Below are 19,490 nucleotides of genomic sequence, written 5' to 3'. Positions count from 1 at the left end.
GCCGGCCGTCCCCACACCCGCAAGTGAAGGAACGCTCGCCATGACCGCATCCCCACCGCCCCCGCCCGAAGACCCCGGGCCGTCCGCGCAGGCCGCCTCGCCGCAGCCGATGCCGCCGCCGCAGCCCCAGCAGCCTCCCCCGTATCCGCAGCCCGACCAGCCTCCGGCGTATCCGCAGTCGGCGGCCGCACCCCCGTACCCCTATCCCGCCCCGGCCCCCCACGCCCAACCACCGGCCGGACCGCCCCCACAACACCCCCAGGCAGGGCCCCCTCCGCAGTACCCCCAGGCCGGCCCCATACCGCCGTACCCCCAACCGGGACCGCCACAGCAGTACCCCCAAGCGGCACCCCATCACCCCGGAGCAGGCCCGGCACCGTACCGCCCCCAGGCGGCCCCACCACCGCAGTACCCCCAGCAGTACCCCCAAGCGGGCCCCCCTCCCCACCACCCCCAGGCCGGCCCGCCGCCGCACCACCTCCAAGGGGGACCGCCACCCCACTACCCGACGGCACCCCCGCCGGCGCCGCCCCCCGGGGCGCTCTCCCCCCACGACCCGGCGCACCCCCACCACATCAGCACCGACCACGGGCGTGTGCACATCTCCAAGGACCAGCGGCGCACCGACGCCACCGCCGTCGGCAGCCTCCTGCTCCACCTGCCGAACTTCCTGTGCAGCCTCTTTGTGGTCGCCCTGGTCTCCGTCTTCTTCGGCGGACTCGGCCTGCTGCTGATCCTCGCCTGGCTCCTCAGCGGCGCACTCGTGTTCCACCGCCCCACCGAGAGCGCCCTCGCGCGCCATCTGCTGCGGCTGCGCTACCCCACCCCGCAGGAACAAGCCAGACTCGAACGGGTCTGGCACGAGGTCACGGCGCGTGCCGGCATCGAGGGACGCGCCTATGAGCTGTGGGTGGAGGACAGCGACAATCTGAACGCGGTCGCGGCAGCCGGGCATATCGTCGGCGTCACCCGCTTCGCCGTCGAGCAGCTGCCCAACGGCGAACTGGCCGCCGTCCTGGCGCACGAGCTGGGCCACCATGTCGGCGGCCACGCCTGGTCCTCGCTGCTCGGCTACTGGTACGCGCTGCCCGGACGCCTCGCCTGGCGGTTCCTCAAGGCGTTCTCCGGCGTGGTGTTCAAGGTGTCGCGTGTGTTCGGCTGCTTCGGCGTCGTCTTCGTGGCGATGTTCTTCGGCTTCATCGCCCTGGCGACGGTCGGTACGCTCTACGGCCTTCCGCTGCTGATCCTGGGTGTGCCCTATGCGCTCGCCGCCGTGGGCCGCCGCTCCGAGCTGCGCGCCGACGAGCACGCTGCCGCCCTCGGCTTCGCCCCGATGCTCGCCGCCGTGCTCGACAAGCTGCACCAGCAGGACCAGCGCCGGACCGCCGAGCTGACCTACCGCAACGGCGGCGTCCCCGTCCGGGAGAGCGCGCTCAGCAAGCTGCTCTCCTCGCACCCGGACCACTACACGCGGCTGCACCACTTGCAGCCGTATCTCCAGCCGCAGCGCTGAGCGCTCCGGTTCCCGCCCGGACACGCCGAGGGGCGGTCACTCCGCAATGGAGTGACCGCCCCTCGACTCAAGCTGCTCGCTTACTGGTTGTACGGACCGTAGTCGTAGTCCTCCAGCGGCACGGCCTGGCCGGAGCCGGTGCCGAACGGCGAGTAGTCGATGTCGTCGTAGCCGACGGCCGAGTACATCGCGGCCTTGGCCTCCTCGGTCGGCTCGACCCGGATGTTGCGGTAGCGGGACAGGCCCGTACCGGCCGGGATGAGCTTACCGATGATGACGTTCTCCTTGAGGCCGATCAGGGAGTCGGACTTGGCGTTGATCGCCGCGTCCGTGAGGACCCTGGTCGTCTCCTGGAAGGACGCCGCCGACAGCCAGGACTCCGTGGCCAGCGAGGCCTTGGTGATACCCATGAGCTGCGGACGACCGGAGGCCGGGTGACCGCCCTCCTGGACCACACGACGGTTCTCGTGCTCGAACTTCGAGCGCTCGACCAGCTCACCGGGCAGCAGCTCGGCGTCGCCGGACTCGATGATCGTCACACGGCGCAGCATCTGCCGGATGATGATCTCGATGTGCTTGTCGTGGATCGACACACCCTGCGAGTTGTAGACCTTCTGGACCTCGCCGACCAGGTGGACCTGGACGGCACGCTGGCCCAGGATGCGCAGCACGTCGTGCGGGTTGGTGGCACCCACGGTGAGCTTCTGGCCCACCTCGACGTGCTCGCCCTCGCTCACCAGGAGACGGGCGCGCTTCGAGATCGGGTAGGCCGTCTCGTCGCTGCCGTCGTCCGGGGTGATGACGATCTTCTTGGTCTTCTCGGTCTCCTCGATCCGGACGCGGCCGGAGGCCTCGGAGATCGGGGCGACACCCTTCGGGGTACGGGCCTCGAAGAGCTCGACGACACGCGGCAGACCCTGGGTGATGTCGTCACCGGCCACACCACCGGTGTGGAAGGTACGCATCGTCAGCTGGGTACCGGGCTCACCGATGGACTGGGCGGCGATGATGCCGACCGCCTCACCGATATCGACCAGCTTGCCGGTGGCCAGCGAGCGGCCGTAGCACATGGCGCAGGTGCCGACGGCGGACTCACAGGTCAGGACCGAGCGGGTCTTGACCTCGGCGACGCCGCGGGAGACCAGCTCCTCGATGAGCACATCGCCCAGGTCGGTACCGGCCGGGGCCAGCACCTGGCCGTCGACCACGATGTCCTCGGCGAGGCAGCGCGCGTACACGGACGTCTCGACGTTGTCCGCCTTGCGCAGCACGCCGTCCGCGCCGCGCTCCGCGATCTGGAGCTTGAGGCCGCGCTCGGTGCCGCAGTCCTCCTCGCGGATGATGACGTCCTGCGACACGTCGACCAGACGACGGGTGAGGTAACCCGAGTCGGCGGTACGCAGAGCGGTGTCCGCGAGACCCTTACGGGCACCGTGCGTGGAGATGAAGTACTCCAGCACGGACAGACCCTCACGGAACGACGCCTTGATGGGCCGCGGGATGGTCTCGTTCTTCGCGTTCGACACCAGACCGCGCATACCCGCGATCTGGCGCATCTGCATCATGTTTCCTCGCGCACCCGAGTTCACCATCATGAAGATCGGGTTCGTCTTCGGGAAGTTGTCGTTCATCGCCTCGGCGACCTCGTTGGTCGCCTTGGTCCAGATCGCGATGAGCTCCTGGGTGCGCTCGTCCTTGGTGATCAGACCGCGCTCGTACTGCTTCTGGACCTTCTCGTCCTGCGCCTCGTAGCCCTTGACGATCTCCTTCTTCGCCTCGGGGACGACGACGTCGGAGATGGCGACGGTGACGCCGGAGCGGGTGGCCCAGAAGAAGCCGGCCGCCTTCAGGTTGTCGAGCGTCGCCGCCACGATGACCTTCGGGTAGCGCTCGGCGAGGTCGTTGACGATCTCGGAGAGCTGCTTCTTGCCGACCTCGTAGTCGACGAACGGGTAGTCCTCGGGCAGCAGCTCGTTGAAGAGCGCACGGCCCAGCGTCGTCCGCAGCCGGAAGCTGTCGCCCTGCTGCCACTCACCGGTGCCGAAGCCGTCGCCGGCCGCGGGCTCCTCGTCGGCCGGCGGGGTCCAGCCGCGCGGCGGGATGGTGCCCACCGGGAAGCGGATGTCCACGCGCGACTGCAGCGAGAGCTCACCGGCGTCGAACGCCATGATCGCCTCGGCCACGGATGCGAAGGAGCGCTCCTCGCCCTTCACGTTCCGCATCTCGCCGTCCGTGGTCAGGAAGAACAGACCGAGGACCATGTCCTGGGTCGGCATCGTGACCGGGCGGCCGTCGGCCGGCTTGAGGATGTTGTTCGAGGACAGCATCAGGATGCGGGCCTCGGCCTGCGCCTCCGCGGACAGCGGCAGGTGCACGGCCATCTGGTCACCGTCGAAGTCCGCGTTGAAGGCGGTGCAGACGAGCGGGTGGATCTGGATGGCCTTGCCCTCGACCAGCTGCGGCTCGAAGGCCTGGATGCCGAGGCGGTGCAGGGTGGGCGCACGGTTCAGCAGAACCGGGTGCTCCGCGATGACCTCTTCCAGCACGTCGTACACGACCGTGCGGCCGCGCTCGACCATGCGCTTGGCGCTCTTGATGTTCTGCGCGTGGTTCAGGTCGACCAGGCGCTTCATCACGAACGGCTTGAAGAGCTCCAGCGCCATCGCCTTCGGCAGACCGCACTGGTGCAGCTTCAGCTGCGGACCGACGACGATCACGGAACGCGCCGAGTAGTCGACACGCTTACCGAGCAGGTTCTGACGGAAGCGGCCCTGCTTGCCCTTCAGCATGTCGCTGAGGGACTTCAGCGGACGGTTGCCGGGGCCCGTGACCGGGCGGCCGCGACGACCGTTGTCGAAGAGGGCGTCAACAGCCTCCTGAAGCATGCGCTTCTCGTTGTTGACGATGATCTCCGGGGCACCGAGGTCCAGGAGCCTCTTCAGACGGTTGTTGCGGTTGATGACGCGGCGGTACAGGTCGTTGAGGTCGGAGGTCGCGAAGCGGCCACCGTCCAGCTGCACCATCGGACGCAGGTCCGGCGGGATGACCGGCACGCAGTCCAGGACCATGCCCTTGGGGCTGTTGGAGGTCTGCAGGAACGCGGAGACGACCTTCAGCCGCTTGAGGGCGCGGGTCTTCTTCTGGCCCTTGCCGGTACGGATGATCTCGCGGAGGCGCTCGGCCTCCTCCTCCAGGTCGAAGGACTCCAGGCGCTTCTGCAGCGCCGCGGCACCCATCGAACCGTCGAAGTACGTGCCGAAGCGGTCACGCAGCTCGCGGTAGAGCAGCTCGTCGCCCTCGAGGTCCTGGACCTTGAGGTTCTTGAAGCGGGTCCAGACCTCGTCCAGGCGGTCGATCTCGCGCTGCGCACGGTCGCGCAGCTGCTTCATCTCGCGCTCGGCACCCTCGCGGACCTTGCGGCGCACATCGGCCTTGGCGCCCTCGGCCTCCAGCTCGGCGAGGTCCGTCTCGAGCTTCTTGGCGCGGGCCTCCAGGTCGGCGTCGCGACGGTTCTCGATCTGCTGCCGCTCGACGGAGACATGCGCCTCCAGCGAGGGCAGGTCACGGGTGCGGCGCTCCTCGTCGACGTACGTGATCATGTACGCCGCGAAGTAGATGACCTTCTCCAGGTCCTTCGGGGCGAGGTCGAGCAGGTAGCCCAGCCGCGACGGAACGCCCTTGAAGTACCAGATGTGCGTGACGGGAGCGGCCAGCTCGATGTGGCCCATCCGCTCACGGCGCACCTTGGCGCGCGTGACCTCGACGCCACAGCGCTCGCAGATGATGCCCTTGAATCGGACGCGCTTGTACTTGCCGCAGTAGCACTCCCAGTCCCGGGTGGGACCGAAGATCTTCTCGCAGAAGAGTCCGTCCTTCTCGGGCTTGAGGGTGCGGTAGTTGATGGTCTCGGGCTTCTTGACCTCGCCGTGGCTCCACTGCCGGATGTCGTCAGCGGTGGCCAGGCCGATCCGGAGCTCGTCGAAGAAGTTGACGTCGAGCACTATGCGTCAATCCCTCTCAGGGTCGTGAGTCTTGGGGTCTGATACGGGGGTCCTGGGGCCGGCGGGCCTTGATCGCTCAAGTCCCGCCGGAACTCCCGTCAGACCTCTTCGACGCTGCTCGGCTCGCGCCGGGACAGGTCGATGCCGAGCTCCTCCGCAGCGCGGAAGACGTCCTCGTCGGTGTCACGCATCTCGATGGACATACCGTCGCTGGACAGCACCTCCACGTTCAGGCACAGGGACTGCATCTCCTTGATGAGCACCTTGAAGGACTCGGGGATGCCGGGTTCGGGGATGTTCTCGCCCTTGACGATGGCCTCGTAGACCTTCACGCGGCCGGTGACGTCGTCGGACTTGATGGTCAGCAGCTCCTGGAGGGCGTACGCGGCGCCGTAGGCCTCGAGGGCCCACACCTCCATCTCGCCGAACCGCTGGCCACCGAACTGGGCCTTACCACCCAGCGGCTGCTGGGTGATCATCGAGTAGGGGCCGGTCGAGCGGGCGTGCAGCTTGTCGTCGACCAGGTGGTGCAGCTTCAGGATGTACATGTAGCCGACCGAGATCGGGTCCGGGAACGGCTCACCGCTGCGGCCGTCGAACAGCCGCGCCTTACCGGTCGGGAGCACCATGCGCTCGCCGTCCCGGTTCGGGATGGTGTGCTGGAGCAGACCGGCCAGCTCGTCCTCACGGGCACCGTCGAAGACCGGGGTCGCGACGTTGGTGCCGGGGTCGACCTGGTCGGCGCCGATCGCCTGGAGGCGCTGCGCCCACTCCTCCGCGAGGCCGGAGACGTCCCAGCCGCGGCTGGCGAGCCAGCCGAGGTGGATCTCCAGGACCTGTCCCGGGTTCATTCGGGACGGCACACCCAGCGGGTTGAGGATGATGTCGACCGGGGTGCCGTCCTCCAGGAACGGCATGTCCTCGATCGGCAGGATCTTGGAGATGACACCCTTGTTGCCGTGGCGGCCGGCGAGCTTGTCACCGTCGGTGATCTTGCGCTTCTGCGCGACATAGACGCGGACCAGCTGGTTCACGCCCGGCGGCAGTTCGTCGCCCTCCTCGCGGTCGAAGACGCGCACACCGATGACCTTGCCGGTCTCACCGTGCGGCACCTTCAGCGAGGTGTCACGGACCTCACGGGCCTTCTCACCGAAGATCGCGCGCAGCAGGCGCTCCTCGGGCGTCAGCTCGGTCTCACCCTTCGGGGTGACCTTGCCGACGAGGATGTCACCGGCGATGACCTCGGCGCCGATCCGGATGATGCCGCGCTCGTCGAGGTCGGCGAGGACCTCCTCGGAGACGTTCGGGATGTCCCGGGTGATCTCCTCGGGGCCGAGCTTGGTGTCACGGGCGTCGACCTCGTGCTCCTCGATGTGGATCGAGGAAAGGACGTCGTCCTGCACGAGGCGCTGCGACAGGATGATCGCGTCCTCGTAGTTGTGACCCTCCCACGGCATGAACGCCACCAGCAGGTTCTTGCCGAGCGCCATCTCGCCGTTCTGGGTGGCCGGACCGTCGGCGAGGACCTGGCCCTCGATGACGCGGTCGCCCTCGTTGACGATGACCTTCTGGTTGACCGAGGTGCCCTGGTTGGAGCGGGCGAACTTGGCCAGGCGGTAGGTGATGTACGTGCCGTCGTCGTTGGCGGTGGTGATGTAGTCCGCGGAGACCTCCTGGACCACACCGGCCTTCTCGGCCTTGACGACGTCGCCGGCGTCGACGGCGGAGCGGTACTCCATGCCGGTGCCGACGAGCGGGGACTCCGACTTGATCAGCGGAACGGCCTGGCGCATCATGTTCGCGCCCATCAGGGCACGGTTGGCGTCGTCGTGCTCCAGGAACGGGATCATGGCGGTCGCGACCGACACCATCTGGCGCGGCGAGACGTCCATGTAGTCCACGTCCGAGGGGCTGACGTAGTCGACCTCACCGCCGCGGCGGCGGACCAGGACACGGTTCTCGGCGAAGCGCAGGTCGTCCGTCAGGGTGGCGTTGGCCTGCGCGATGACGAAGCGGTCCTCCTCGTCGGCCGTCAGGTAGTCGACCTCGTCGGTGACCTGGCCCTCGTCGACCTTGCGGTACGGGGTCTCGACGAAACCGAACGCGTTGACCCGGCCGTAGGAGGCGAGCGAGCCGATCAGACCGATGTTCGGGCCTTCGGGGGTCTCGATCGGGCACATGCGGCCGTAGTGCGAGGGGTGCACGTCACGGACCTCGAAGCCGGCCCGCTCACGGGAGAGACCGCCCGGGCCCAGCGCGGACAGACGCCGCTTGTGCGTCAGGCCGGACAGCGGGTTGTTCTGGTCCATGAACTGGGACAGCTGGCTGGTGCCGAAGAACTCCTTGATGGAGGCGACGACCGGCCGGATGTTGATCAGGGTCTGCGGCGTGATCGCCTCGACGTCCTGCGTGGTCATGCGCTCGCGCACGACGCGCTCCATACGCGCCAGACCCGTGCGGACCTGGTTCTGGATGAGCTCGCCGACGCTGCGCAGACGACGGTTGCCGAAGTGGTCGATGTCGTCGGTCTCGACGACCACCGTCTCGCCGTTGTCGGCGACGGTCTCGATCTCACCGGCGTGCAGCTTCACCAGGTACTTGATCGAGGCGATGATGTCCTCGACGGTCAGGACACCCGCGTCGAGCCCGGTGTCCGTACCCAGCTTCTTGTTGACCTTGTAGCGGCCGACCTTCGCGAGGTCGTAGCGCTTCGGGTTGAAGTAGAGGTTCTCGAGCAGCGTCTGCGCGGCCTCACGCGTCGGGGGCTCGCCCGGGCGCAGCTTGCGGTAGATGTCGAGCAGCGCGTCGTCCTGGCCCTGGGTGTGGTCCTTCTCCAGGGTGGCGCGCATGGACTCGTACTCGCCGAACTCCTCGAGGATCTGCTCGGTCGTCCAGCCGAGCGCCTTCAGGAGGACGGTCACGGACTGCTTGCGCTTGCGGTCGATGCGGACACCGACCATGTCACGCTTGTCGATCTCCATCTCCAGCCAGGCACCCCGGGACGGGATGATCTTGGCGGAGAAGATGTCCTTGTCGGACGTCTTGTCGATGCTGGAGTCGAAGTAGACACCGGGGGAACGGACCAGCTGCGACACCACGACACGCTCGGTGCCGTTGATGACGAAGGTGCCCTTGTTCGTCATGAGCGGGAAGTCACCCATGAAGACGGTCTGGGACTTGATCTCGCCGGTCTCGTTGTTGGTGAACTCGGCCGTGACGAAGAGCGGAGCCGCGTACGTGAAGTCGCGCTCCTTGCACTCGTCGATCGAGTTCTTGGGCGGCTCGAAGCGGTGGTCGCGGAACGTCAGCGACATCGACCCGGAGAAGTCCTCGATCGGGGAGATCTCCTCGAAGATCTCCTCGAGACCGGACTTGGTGGGGACGTCCTGACCTGACTCCAGAGCCTCCTCGACGCGAGCCTTCCACGCGTCGTTGCCGAGCAGCCAGTCGAAGCTCTCGGTTTGCAGCGCGAGAAGGTTCGGAACCTCGAGGGGCTCCTTGATCTTTGCAAAGGAGATGCGCAGCGGGGCGGTGCTGGCGCCGTTGTTCGTATTCGCGGTCGAGGCAGTGCGCGAGGCGGCCAAGAGGGGGTCCTTCCGAGGGCTCGGACTCACTACGCGCGTCCCTGTCCTCGCCGGGCACAGAGATGGAAGTCCCAGGTCAGAGACTCATGATCGTCGTGCTCAAGCAAGGAGCGTGCTCCTGGTGACGGGCAGGAGGCAGCTAACAGGCAGCGCAAAGGGTCAGTGTAGCCACTTGGCACACTGATGTCCAGTGCGGGTTTGAAGGCTCACGACGGACACCCTCGTTATTCCTCAACACCTGCAGCAAGCCACGCCCTCGATGCACATCGATACTGCCCTCTTCGTCGTCGATCCATGCCTCGGATCCGGATCGTTGTGACGACGCGTCCTGAGAATTGCGCGCTGCGTGCAGTTCGTCAAGGCCCCCCTGGCCGAAAACCGGGTGCTGCCCTCGTCACGTGCCGCCTGTCACCGGGGCCCTCGGGAGGCACGACGAAGATCACCATACTCCCCGCGGCGACAGCCGCAAGGCAGCCGCCGCCTGACCCTCCGGAACGCCGAAGAGCGACCACCCGGATGGATGATCGCTCTTCAGCGCGTTCGCGTTACAGCCCCACGAGTGAGCCGCGAGCGACCCGAGCGAGGTCGTTACGGCGTTCGAGTGAGCTGCACGTCACATGCACGGCAGGGGCACGTACGGGACACCCGTCCCGTACGGCCCCAGGGGTCCCGTGCGGACCCGTGAGCCCGGGTGTGGACCCGAGGAGGTCTTACTTGACCTCGACGGAGGCGCCGGCGCCCTTGAGGGACTCGGCGGCCTTCTCCGCGGCCTCCTTGTTGACCTTCTCCAGGACCGGCTTCGGGGCGCCGTCCACCAGGTCCTTGGCCTCCTTCAGGCCGAGGGAGGTGAGCTCGCGCACGACCTTGATGACCTGGATCTTCTTCTCGCCGGCACCGGTGAGGATGACGTCGAACTCGTCCTTCTCCTCCTCGGCCTCGACCGGGGCGCCGGGGGCACCCGGGGCGGCGACGGCGACCGCGGCGGCGGCGGTGACGTCGAACTTCTCCTCGAACGCCTTCACGAACTCGGAGAGCTCGATGAGGGTCATCTCCTCGAACTGCGCGAGCAGGTCATCCTGGGTGAGCTTCGCCATGATGGGCGATCCTTCCATTGATTCGGCTGGTGCCGGATGTACATGTATGGCGGGCGTACGTTCGGCCCGCTGTGACCGTCGCCTCAGGCGGCGGTCAATGCGCGAGCCGAGTTACTCGGCACCGCCCTGCTCGTCCTGCTTGGCGCGAAGCGCGTCCACGGTGCGGACGAGCTTCGACGGGAGCGCCTGGAAGACCTGAGCAGCCTGGGTCTGCTTGCCCTTGAAGGCGCCCGCCAGCTTGGCGAGCAGAACCTCGCGGGACTCGAGGTCCGCAAGCTTCTTGATCTCGTCGGCCGACAGCGCCTTGCCGTCGAGGACACCGCCCTTGATGACGAGATTCGGGTTGTCCTTGGCGAAGTCACGAAGACCCTTCGCCGACTCCACCGGGTCACCGGTGACGAAGGCGACCGCCGTCGGACCGTTGAACAGGTCGTCCAGCGTGTTGATCCCGGCCTCGTTGGCCGCAATCTTGGTCAGCGTGTTCTTCACCACGGCGTACTGGGCGTTCTCACCGAGCGAACGACGCAGCGTCTTGAGCTGCGCCACGGTGAGACCCCGGTACTCGGTCAGCACGGCGGCGTTCGAGCTACGGAACTGCTCCGCCAGCTCGGCTACCGCGGCAGCCTTGTCGGGCCTCGCCATAGAGCGTCGGCCTCCTTCCGGGTGATGGGACCGCTCGGAAGGGGCTGAGAAAACGAAACGCCCCGGCGCAGGCGCACGGGGCGGACTCGACCGGTCGCACATACGGCGAACGCATGTGCTCCGGGAGTTCTTCCACTGTCACCTGCGCGGGTCGTCCGCAATTCAGCGGATCCTTCGGTCACCGCGCCCTCGTGCGAGCACACGGCGACGACCAGCGGTCTTTGGCTTCGACAGGGAGACTACGGGAACGGATCGCCGTGGGGCAAATCCGTTCCCGCACGAGGGGGCTCAGCCCTGCTGGGCCTCCTTCATCATCTCCTCGAGGGAGGCCGTGTCGTTGGCCGGCGGGGCCTTCACCGTCACCGGCTTGTTGAAGTCGAGGAAGGTGATGGTGATGTCGAGCGGGCCCTGCTCAGCGTCGCCGTGCATCCGGAACTGCTTGGTGTGGTCGTCGCCGTCGATCCACATGTCCATGGTCAGCTTGTCGGCGCCCAGGCTCTCGTACTGCTCGAGGCTCTTCTCGCGGCCCTTGCGGGTCTCCTTGTCGAGCTTCTGCTTCTTGAGGTCGGCGCGCAGGTCGGCGAGGGTGATCTTGCCCTTGTAGTGGGTCGTCTTCACGCCGTCGACGGTCTCGGTGCCCACCTCCGTCACATTCTTGGAGCCGGTGAGGAAGGTGGACTCCTGGGCCGGATTCTGGCTCGCCTGGCCGGCGCCGAACTGGTCGGTGCCCAGCCCCCCGTCCTCGCCCAGGTTCCCCAGGTCGAACTTCATCCAGCTCTTGCCGTTCATCTCCTTGGCGAGCTCGGCGTTCCCGCCCATGTACATCACCGAATCCACGAGCCGGATCTCGATCGGTCCTTCGGTGCCCTGCTCCTCGGCCGTCATCTTCATCGACATGGCGAGGGGCTTCATGCTCATCTCGGCCTCGGCCTCGACCTTGCCCGAGCCCGGAACCGTGCCGGTCATCCGGTAGTGCAGGGAGCTGATGTCCTGGCTGTTCTTCGCGGCCTTGGCCACGGCCGCGGCGGGCGTCATCCGCGGCTCGTCCGCGCCACCCTTCGAACAGGCGACTGCCCCGCCGCCCAGGATCAGAGCCGCGAGCACCACGCCCGTCGCCCCACGCCCCGCCGTTCCACGCACGGCAACCTTCATGGTGATTCCCCCCAAGGAACACATAGACGATTAACAGCAAGATCGTGAGCTTATCCCGCCCCGGTGACAACGCCCCCTGCCTTCCCGCGCCGCCCGCCGCGAAACGCCCCAGGAGCCCTAGGAGCCCTGGGTGTCCATCAGCTCCTTGAAATCGGCGGTGTCCGCGGCCGGAGGCTTGGCGACCGTGACCTTCACCCCGTACTCGCGGTAGTACGCCGTCGAGGACATCCGTCCGGTCGACAGCTCGCCCCGCTCGGCCTTCTTGACCAGCAGGTCGTGGTCATCGACCCAGATGTCGACGGTCTCCGTGGTGACCCCCGCCTGTTCCAGCTGCGCCTTGAGCCCCGCGGCACCCCGCCCGGTGAGAGCTGCCGTGGTGACCGTGCCCGAGTAGTGCGTGGTACGCCGGCCGCGCACCGTCTCCTCGCCGACCCGGTGGACGTTCCCGGAGGCGAGCAGCAGGCGGACCGGCTGGAGTGGGGCGGTGCTGCGCAGCTGGTCCGACAGATAGGCCCCGGAGCCGCCCGGCAGGGCCGTCAGGTCGTCGTAGGCGTACTGGATCCAGTGGCGGCCCCGCAGATGGCGGGCGAAGGCGGCTCCGACCTTCGCGTAGTAGGCGTCGGGGAGCAGCCGGGCCTCCATGGAGGTGCTGTTGAGGGTGCGCATGGTCTCGGCGAGCCGGCCGCCGGTGTAGGTGATGCTCAGGGTGCCGACGGAGTCCCCGGACCAGCCGAGCGCCCCCTCCGTCTTCAGGGAGAGCATCCCGCCCATGGCCGTGGTGGACTCTATCCGCGCGGAGCCGGCCCTGGCGGTGGCCTGCTCGACGGCGCGCAGGGCGGTCGCGGTCCGCGGGTCTGTGCGATGGGGCCCCTCGGCACGGCCCGTTCGGCCGTCCGACGGCGCCACGGAGTGCCGGTGGGCTTCACCGTCACCGGAGAATCCGCAGGCCGCCACGGCGGACAGCGCGGCGAGCGCCGCGATCGAGAGGACGCCCCGCCTGATGATCCGGTCCCTCATCCGTCCCCCTCACCCGCTCCGTGATCATCACGCTAACTCCGGGAGGGGAAAAGAGCACGTGCCCGGGGTGAAACGGCATGTGCCTCTTCTCCCAGGGCCGCTTCTCACGGCACGGGCGCCCACGCGCGGCGGTCCGGTGCCCGAACGCCGACGGGCCCCGCACCTGGGAAGGTACGGGGCCCGTCGTCAGCTGCGCAGGACCGCGGCTGCCGTCAGGATCAGACGGCGGCCGGGTCCTCCTCGACGAGGAGGTTGCGGGTGCGGTTCGGGTCGAGGGGGATGCCGGGGCCCATCGTGGTGGTGATGGCGGCCTTCTTGATGTAACGACCCTTGGCGGCGGACGGCTTCAGACGGAGGATCTCCTCCAGGGCCGCGCCATAGTTCTCCACCAGCTTGGTGTCGTCGAAGGACGCCTTGCCGATGATGAAGTGCAGGTTCGAGTGCTTGTCGACGCGGAACTCGATCTTGCCGCCCTTGATGTCCGTGACAGCCTTCGTCACGTCCGGGGTCACGGTGCCGGTCTTGGGGTTCGGCATGAGACCACGGGGACCGAGCACACGGCCGAGACGGCCGACCTTGCCCATGAGGTCCGGGGTGGCGACGACGGCGTCGAAGTCCAGGCGGCCCTTCGACACCTCGTCGATGAGCTCGTCGGCGCCGACGATGTCGGCGCCCGCGGCACGAGCGGCCTCGGCACGGTCACCGGTCGCGAAGACCAGGACCCGGGCGGTCTTACCGGTGCCGTGCGGGAGGTTCACGGTGCCACGGACCATCTGGTCCGCCTTGCGCGGGTCGACACCCAGACGGAAGGCGACCTCGACGGTGCCGTCGAACTTGGAGGTGGAGGTCTCCTTGGCGAGACGGACGGCCTCGAGCGGGGCGTACAGCTTCTCCCGGTCGACCTTGGCGTCCGCAGCGCGGAGAGCCTTGCTGCGCTTGCTCACAACTGCTCCTGAGTGTTCTGAAAGGAGTCGTGGTGCGGGCCGAGCAGGCCCTGCCACGTGCGGCCGGAGCCGCATGTTCTACGAAGGTGGGGTTCAGCCCTCGACCGTGACGCCCATGGAACGCGCGGTACCGGCGATGATCTTCGCGGCGGCGTCCAGGTCGTTGGCGTTGAGGTCGGGCAGCTTGGTCTGGGCGATCTCGCGGACCTGCGCCTGGGTGATCTTGGCGACCTTGGTCTTGTGCGGCTCGCCGGAGCCCTTCTCCACGCCCGCGGCCTTGAGGATCATCTTGGCGGCCGGCGGCGTCTTGGTGATGAAGGTGAAGGAACGGTCCTCGTAGACCGTGATCTCCACCGGGATGACCCAACCGCGCTGCGACTCGGTCGCGGCGTTGTAGGCCTTGCAGAACTCCATGATGTTGACGCCGTGCTGACCCAGCGCCGGGCCGACCGGCGGGGCCGGATTGGCTGCGCCGGCCTGGATCTGGAGCTTGATAAGCCCCGTGACCTTCTTCTTCTTGGGAGGCATGCTCTCTCCGGGTCCTTACTGAGAGGTTGAGTACCCTCCGCGCCGTTGGATGCGTGCATCCCGCGGAAGGCATACCGCACAACGATAGCCGGTGTCACCTCGGGACAAGAAATCGGCCCCCGGCCGCCCCTCGGCGGCAGGTGTGCCGTTCCTCGTCGGCGGAGCGGATCCGATGCCCGGGGCCCGGGCACGAAAGAGCCCCCGCCCGCAGGAAACCGCTGGGCAGGGGCTCGGTCGGACGACCGTGACGTCAGTTCTTCTGGATCTGGTCGAAGGAGAGCTCGACCGGCGTCTCGCGGCCGAAGATCTCCACCAGGCCCTTGACCTTCTTGGAGTCGGCGTTGATCTCGTTGATGGTGGCCTGCAGCGTGGCGAAGGGGCCGTCGGTGACGGTGACCGAGTCGCCGACCTCGAAGTCCAGCACCTGGACCTCGACCTTGCGCTGCGGAGCCGGCTTGCCCTCGGCCTCGGCGGCCTCGCGGGCGGCCTTCTCCTCGGCCTCCGGGGCGAGCATCTTGACGATCTCGTCCAGGGTCAGCGGGTAGGGGTCGTAGGCGTTGCCGACGAAGCCGGTGACTCCGGGCGTGTTGCGCACGACGCCCCAGGACTCGTTCGTCAGGTCCATGCGCACCAGCACATAGCCGGGGAGCTTGTTCTGACGGATGGTCTTGCGGTCGCCGTTCTTGATCTGGACGACCTCTTCCTGCGGCACCTCGGCCTGGAAGATGTAGTCCTCGACGTTCAGCGAGACGGCGCGCTGTTCGAGGTTGGTCTTCACGCGGTTCTCGTAACCGGCGTAGGTGTGGATCACGTACCACTCGCCGGGCAGGGAGCGCAGTTCCTCGCGGAGCTTCTCGACCGGGTCGAGCTCGGGCTCCGAAGCACCCTCGACGGCCTCGTCCTCGTCCACGACGTGCACAGCGGCCTGCTCTGCCGGCTCGCCCGCGGCGGCTTCGGCAGCCTCGGCCTCGTCGACCTCGTCCGCGCCTTCGACGATGTCGAGCTCATCATCCACGGACTCGTCCGGCTCGATGGCGTCGTTCAGGTTCGGGTCAGACACGGTGGCTGCTTCTTCCTGGATACATAGGGGTGGAACACGCGAAAGGGACGCCGGGCACCAACGGCGTCCTTCGCTCTCGGCTCAGCCGAAGACGTACTTGGCGGCGTGGTTGAACCCATAGTCAATCAAAGTCACCAGGGCGATCATGATCACGACGAAGAAGATCACCACAGTGGTGTACGACGTCAACTGGTTCCGCGTCGGCCAGACGACCTTGCGCAGCTCCGCGATGATCTGACGATAGAAGAGGGCAAGGCGCTTCAGCGGGCCCTTCTTGCCACGCTTCCCGCCCTTGCGGGTCTTCTTCTTCGACTCCTGCACCTCGTCCTGGGCGTCAGGCATGTCGATGGAGCCCACGGCGTCCGTCACTCGTCCTCACCTGAATTCCCGGGTCGTGGCCGTGCCGCGCCCGGTTGAGCCGCACGGCGAGTGCAAAACATACGTACTGTGCGCACACTTCCTGGTGGAGAGTGTGTAGCAGGGCCGGAGGGACTTGAACCCCCAACCGCTGGTTTTGGAGACCAGTGCTCTACCAATTGAGCTACGACCCTTTGCTGTGTAGCCCCAACGTACCGCATCCGACCGGGTGCGCGGTGTGCACCGACCCGAAGCAGCCGCTGGTGGCCAACGAGGTGAGAGTGTACGTGCTCCGGGGCCGGTCGTCGAACAGAAAGTTCCCGTAAGGGCTTTGCCGCCGGAAGATCGGCCCGGTGACCCTCTGGATCCGGACATGGGTTCGGTCCTCGGTCCGGTCCTGTTCAGTCTGTGAAACCCGCGTGCCGAGGGTGATTCCGGTCTGAAACGATGGGTTGCATGAGCGCTGCAACCCCTCCGACCGAGCGCCGGGTCTCCGCCCGGATCGGCGCGATCTCCGAGTCCGCCACCCTCGCCGTGGATGCCAAGGCCAAGGCCCTCAAGGCCGCCGGGCGTCCGGTGATCGGCTTCGGCGCCGGTGAGCCCGACTTCCCGACGCCGGACTACATCGTCGAGGCCGCCGTCGAGGCCTGCAGAAACCCGAAGTACCACCGCTACACGCCGGCCGGCGGACTGCCCGAGCTGAAGACCGCGATCGCGGCCAAGACGCTGCGGGACTCCGGCTACGAGGTGGACGCCTCCCAGGTCCTGGTCACCAACGGCGGCAAGCAGGCCATCTACCAGGCCTTCGCCGCGATCCTCGACCCGGGCGACGAGGTGATCGTCCCGGCGCCGTACTGGACGACGTACCCGGAGTCGATCCGGCTGGCCGACGGTGTCCCGGTGGAGGTCGTCGCGGACGAGACGACCGGATACCGCGTCTCCGTCGAGCAGCTGGAGGCGGCCCGTACGGAGAAGACCAAGGTCGTCCTCTTCGTCTCCCCCTCCAACCCGACCGGCGCGGTCTACAGCGAGGCGGAGACCGAGGCGATCGGCCGCTGGGCGGTCGAGCACGGTCTGTGGGTGCTGACGGACGAGATCTATGAGCACCTGGTCTACGGCGACGCGACGTTCACCTCGCTGCCGGCGATCCTTCCCGAGCTGCGCGACAAGTGCATCGTGGTCAACGGCGTCGCCAAGACGTACGCGATGACCGGCTGGCGGGTGGGCTGGATCATCGGCCCGAAGGACGTGGTGAAGGCGGCGACGAACCTCCAGTCGCATGCCACGTCCAATGTGTCGAACGTCGCGCAGGTGGCGGCGCTGGCGGCCGTGTCGGGCGATCTGACGGCGGTCGCGGAGATGCGCGAGGCCTTCGACCGGCGCCGCAGGACCATCGTGCGGATGCTGAACGAGATCGACGGCGTGGTCTGCCCCGAGCCGGAGGGCGCGTTCTATGTCTACCCCTCGGTGAAGGCGCTGATCGGCAAGGAGATCCGCGGCAAGCGCCCGGAGAGCTCGGTGGAGCTGGCCGCGCTGATCCTGGAGGAGGCCGAGGTCGCGGTCGTCCCGGGCGAGGCCTTCGGCACCCCCGGCTATCTGCGGCTGTCGTACGCCCTCGGTGACGAGGACCTGGTCGAGGGCGTGAGCCGGATCCAGAAGCTGCTGGCGGAGGCGCGGGACTGACGTCGTCCCGCTCCCGGTCCGCGGGGCGGTCACCCACGAATGCGTGGGGTGACCGCCCCGTTCGTCTGTGCGAGCGGGACCATGAATTGTTTGTGCGAGCAAGACCACGAAGGGGGAAAGTGCTACCGGTGCGGCGGGAGTGTCGGGCAGGATCCTGGAATGGAGCATGTACGTGATGTCTCTGAGCTGCCGAAGGCCCATCTGCACCTGCACTTCACCGGCTCGATGCGGCCCGCCACCCTGCTGGAACTCGCCGACAGGGACGGGGTCCGGCTGCCCGATGCGCTGACGGAGGCGCTGACCAGCGGGGAGCCGCCGAAGCTGCGGGCGACGGACGAGCGCGGCTGGTTCCGCTTCCAGCGGTTGTACGACGCGGCGCGCTCGTGCCTCAGGAAACCCGAGGACATCCAGCGGCTGGTGCGGGAGGCCGCGGAGGAGGACGTCAAGGACGGCTCGGGCTGGCTGGAGATCCAGGTCGACCCGACGTCCTACGCGCCGCGCCTGGGCGGTCTGATCCCGGCGCTGGAGATCATCCTGGACGCGGTCGACACCACGATGCGGGAGACCGGTCTCGGAATGCGTGTGCTGGTCGCCGCGAACCGGATGAAGCACCCCCTGGACGCGCGCACGCTGGCGCGTCTGGCGGTGCGGTACGGGGACCGCGGAGTGGTGGGCTTCGGCCTCTCGAACGACGAGCGCCGGGGCATGGCACGGGATTTCGACCGCGCGTTCGCCATCGCCCGCGACGGCGGTCTGCTGTCGGCCCCGCACGGCGGCGAGCTGACCGGTCCGGCGTCGGTCCGCGACTGCCTGGACGATCTGCACGCGGACCGGCTGGGCCACGGGGTGCGCGCCGCGGAGGACCCCCGGCTGCTGAGGCGGCTGGCGGACCGCGGGGTGACCTGTGAGGTGTGCCCGGCGTCGAATGTGGCACTGGGCGTCTACGAGAAGCCCGAGGACGTCCCCCTGCGCACTCTGTTCGAAGCCGGGGTCCCGATGGCGCTGGGCGCCGACGACCCCCTGCTGTTCGGCTCCCGTCTGGCGGCCCAGTACGAGATCGCCCGTCACCACCACGGCTTCACGGACGAGGAGCTGGCGGAACTGGCCCGCCAGTCGGTGCGGGGGTCGGCGGCACCCGAGGACGCGAAGGCGAAACTGCTGGCGGGCATCGACGACTGGATCAACACCCCGGCCCCCTGACCCGGGCGGTGTCCATGTGAGCGATACAAAAGGGACGACGGAAGGGACAGCCGAATGAGAATCACCGTGTTCGGTGCCACCGGCGGCATCGGCCGGGAGATCGTGCGCCAGGCTCTGGCCGCCGGCCACCAGGTCACCGCCGTCGTACGGGATCCCGCGCGGTTCACCGTGACCGGTGCGGGCCTGGAGGTGTTCCGCGCGGATCTGGTCGACCCCGGTGCGCTGCGTCCGTCGGTGGCCGGCCGGGACGCTGTCCTGTCGGGGCTCGGCGCGCGCAGCCGCCGGGACGCCGGGGTGGCGACACGGCTGACACGGGCGGTGCTGGACGCCATGGCGGCGGAGAACGTGGGCCGGCTGCTCGTGGTGAGCGCCGCTCCGGTCGGCCCCGCGCCCGAGGGCGACGGACTGCTCGACCGCGCCGTCCGGGGTGTGGTCTCGGCGGTCCTGAAGGACGTCTACGCCGACCTCGCGGCGATGGAGGCCGAACTGGCCCGCAGCGCCACGGACTGGACGGTCGTACGCCCGCCGCGGCTGCTGGACAAGCCGCTCACCGGCGCGTACCGCACGGTCGTCGGCGGCTTCCCCCGCGGCGGCCGGTTCATCGCGCGCGCCGATGTGGCCCACGCGATGCTGGCGATGCTGGACGACCGGGGGACGGTGAAGCAGGGGGTGGGGGTGGCCTACTAGCTTGATCTTCAACCTGTGCGGCGTGACC

At 68.1% G+C, this 19,490-nt stretch carries 14 protein-coding genes and 1 tRNA gene; 4 read left to right on the top strand and 11 right to left on the bottom strand.

What is annotated here, in order from left to right:
- The first annotated feature begins 595 nt into the window (after window positions 1-595).
- Window positions 596-1,513: a M48 family metalloprotease gene (locus CP978_RS19960; RefSeq protein WP_227745414.1), complete on the top strand. Its 918-nt coding sequence runs from the start codon at window positions 596-598 to the stop codon at window positions 1,511-1,513.
- 80 nt (window positions 1,514-1,593) lie between these two features.
- Here CP978_RS19960 and CP978_RS19955 read toward each other — a convergent pair whose 3' ends face one another.
- From CP978_RS19955 to CP978_RS19900, 11 genes are all read right to left on the bottom strand, one after another.
- Window positions 1,594-5,514: a DNA-directed RNA polymerase subunit beta' gene (locus CP978_RS19955; protein WP_043442992.1), complete on the bottom strand. Its 3,921-nt coding sequence runs from the start codon at window positions 5,512-5,514 to the stop codon at window positions 1,594-1,596.
- Between the two features lie 98 nt (window positions 5,515-5,612).
- The gene (gene rpoB / locus CP978_RS19950) at window positions 5,613-9,098 is read right to left on the bottom strand and encodes a DNA-directed RNA polymerase subunit beta (RefSeq protein WP_043442990.1); all 3,486 of its coding nucleotides are present in this window, start codon (window positions 9,096-9,098) and stop codon (window positions 5,613-5,615) included.
- A gap of 710 nt (window positions 9,099-9,808) precedes the next feature.
- Window positions 9,809-10,192 carry a 50S ribosomal protein L7/L12 gene (gene rplL, locus CP978_RS19940; RefSeq protein WP_043442989.1) on the bottom strand — a complete coding sequence of 128 codons (384 nt, stop codon included), beginning with the start codon at window positions 10,190-10,192 and terminating at the stop codon, window positions 9,809-9,811.
- Between the two features lie 111 nt (window positions 10,193-10,303).
- A complete protein-coding gene (gene rplJ, locus CP978_RS19935) occupies window positions 10,304-10,834 on the bottom strand; it encodes a 50S ribosomal protein L10 (RefSeq protein ID WP_043442987.1) in 531 nt (176 codons plus the stop codon).
- A 288-nt stretch (window positions 10,835-11,122) separates the two neighbouring features.
- On the bottom strand, window positions 11,123-11,986 hold the full coding sequence (locus CP978_RS19930) for an SCO4651 family lipoprotein (RefSeq protein ID WP_043442985.1): 864 nt from the start codon (window positions 11,984-11,986) through the stop codon (window positions 11,123-11,125).
- A gap of 117 nt (window positions 11,987-12,103) precedes the next feature.
- Window positions 12,104-13,003: an SCO4651 family lipoprotein gene (locus CP978_RS19925; protein WP_043442982.1), complete on the bottom strand. Its 900-nt coding sequence runs from the start codon at window positions 13,001-13,003 to the stop codon at window positions 12,104-12,106.
- A gap of 218 nt (window positions 13,004-13,221) precedes the next feature.
- Complete coding sequence (gene rplA / locus CP978_RS19920; RefSeq protein ID WP_043442980.1) at window positions 13,222-13,947, bottom strand: 50S ribosomal protein L1; 726 nt, start codon at window positions 13,945-13,947, stop codon at window positions 13,222-13,224.
- A gap of 93 nt (window positions 13,948-14,040) precedes the next feature.
- Window positions 14,041-14,475, bottom strand: coding sequence for a 50S ribosomal protein L11 (gene rplK / locus CP978_RS19915; RefSeq protein ID WP_043442978.1), 435 nt, complete (start codon window positions 14,473-14,475; stop codon window positions 14,041-14,043).
- Window positions 14,476-14,725: 250 nt separating this feature from the next.
- The gene (gene nusG, locus CP978_RS19910; RefSeq protein WP_043442977.1) at window positions 14,726-15,535 is read right to left on the bottom strand and encodes a transcription termination/antitermination protein NusG; all 810 of its coding nucleotides are present in this window, start codon (window positions 15,533-15,535) and stop codon (window positions 14,726-14,728) included.
- A gap of 81 nt (window positions 15,536-15,616) precedes the next feature.
- Entirely contained in the window at window positions 15,617-15,904 is a 288-nt protein-coding gene (gene secE, locus CP978_RS19905) for a preprotein translocase subunit SecE (RefSeq protein ID WP_043442975.1), read from the bottom strand.
- Between the two features lie 109 nt (window positions 15,905-16,013).
- A tRNA-Trp gene (locus CP978_RS19900) sits at window positions 16,014-16,086 on the bottom strand.
- A 262-nt stretch (window positions 16,087-16,348) separates the two neighbouring features.
- Here CP978_RS19900 and CP978_RS19895 point away from each other — a divergent pair.
- From CP978_RS19895 to CP978_RS19885, 3 genes are all read left to right on the top strand, one after another.
- Window positions 16,349-17,575, top strand: a complete 1,227-nt coding sequence (locus CP978_RS19895) for a pyridoxal phosphate-dependent aminotransferase (protein ID WP_043442973.1) — start codon at window positions 16,349-16,351, stop codon at window positions 17,573-17,575.
- Window positions 17,576-17,734: 159 nt separating this feature from the next.
- Complete coding sequence (locus CP978_RS19890; protein ID WP_043442972.1) at window positions 17,735-18,775, top strand: adenosine deaminase; 1,041 nt, start codon at window positions 17,735-17,737, stop codon at window positions 18,773-18,775.
- Between the two features lie 54 nt (window positions 18,776-18,829).
- Window positions 18,830-19,462 (top strand): NAD(P)-dependent oxidoreductase, encoded by a 633-nt coding sequence (locus tag CP978_RS19885; protein ID WP_043442970.1) that lies wholly within the window; start codon window positions 18,830-18,832, stop codon window positions 19,460-19,462.
- The last annotated feature ends 28 nt before the right edge of the window (window positions 19,463-19,490 follow it).

Source organism: Streptomyces nodosus (genome assembly GCF_008704995.1).
Lineage (GTDB): Bacteria > Actinomycetota > Actinomycetes > Streptomycetales > Streptomycetaceae > Streptomyces > Streptomyces nodosus.
The sequence above is the reverse complement of the archived record's forward strand: the minus strand, read 5'-3'. Positions and strand labels throughout refer to the sequence as shown.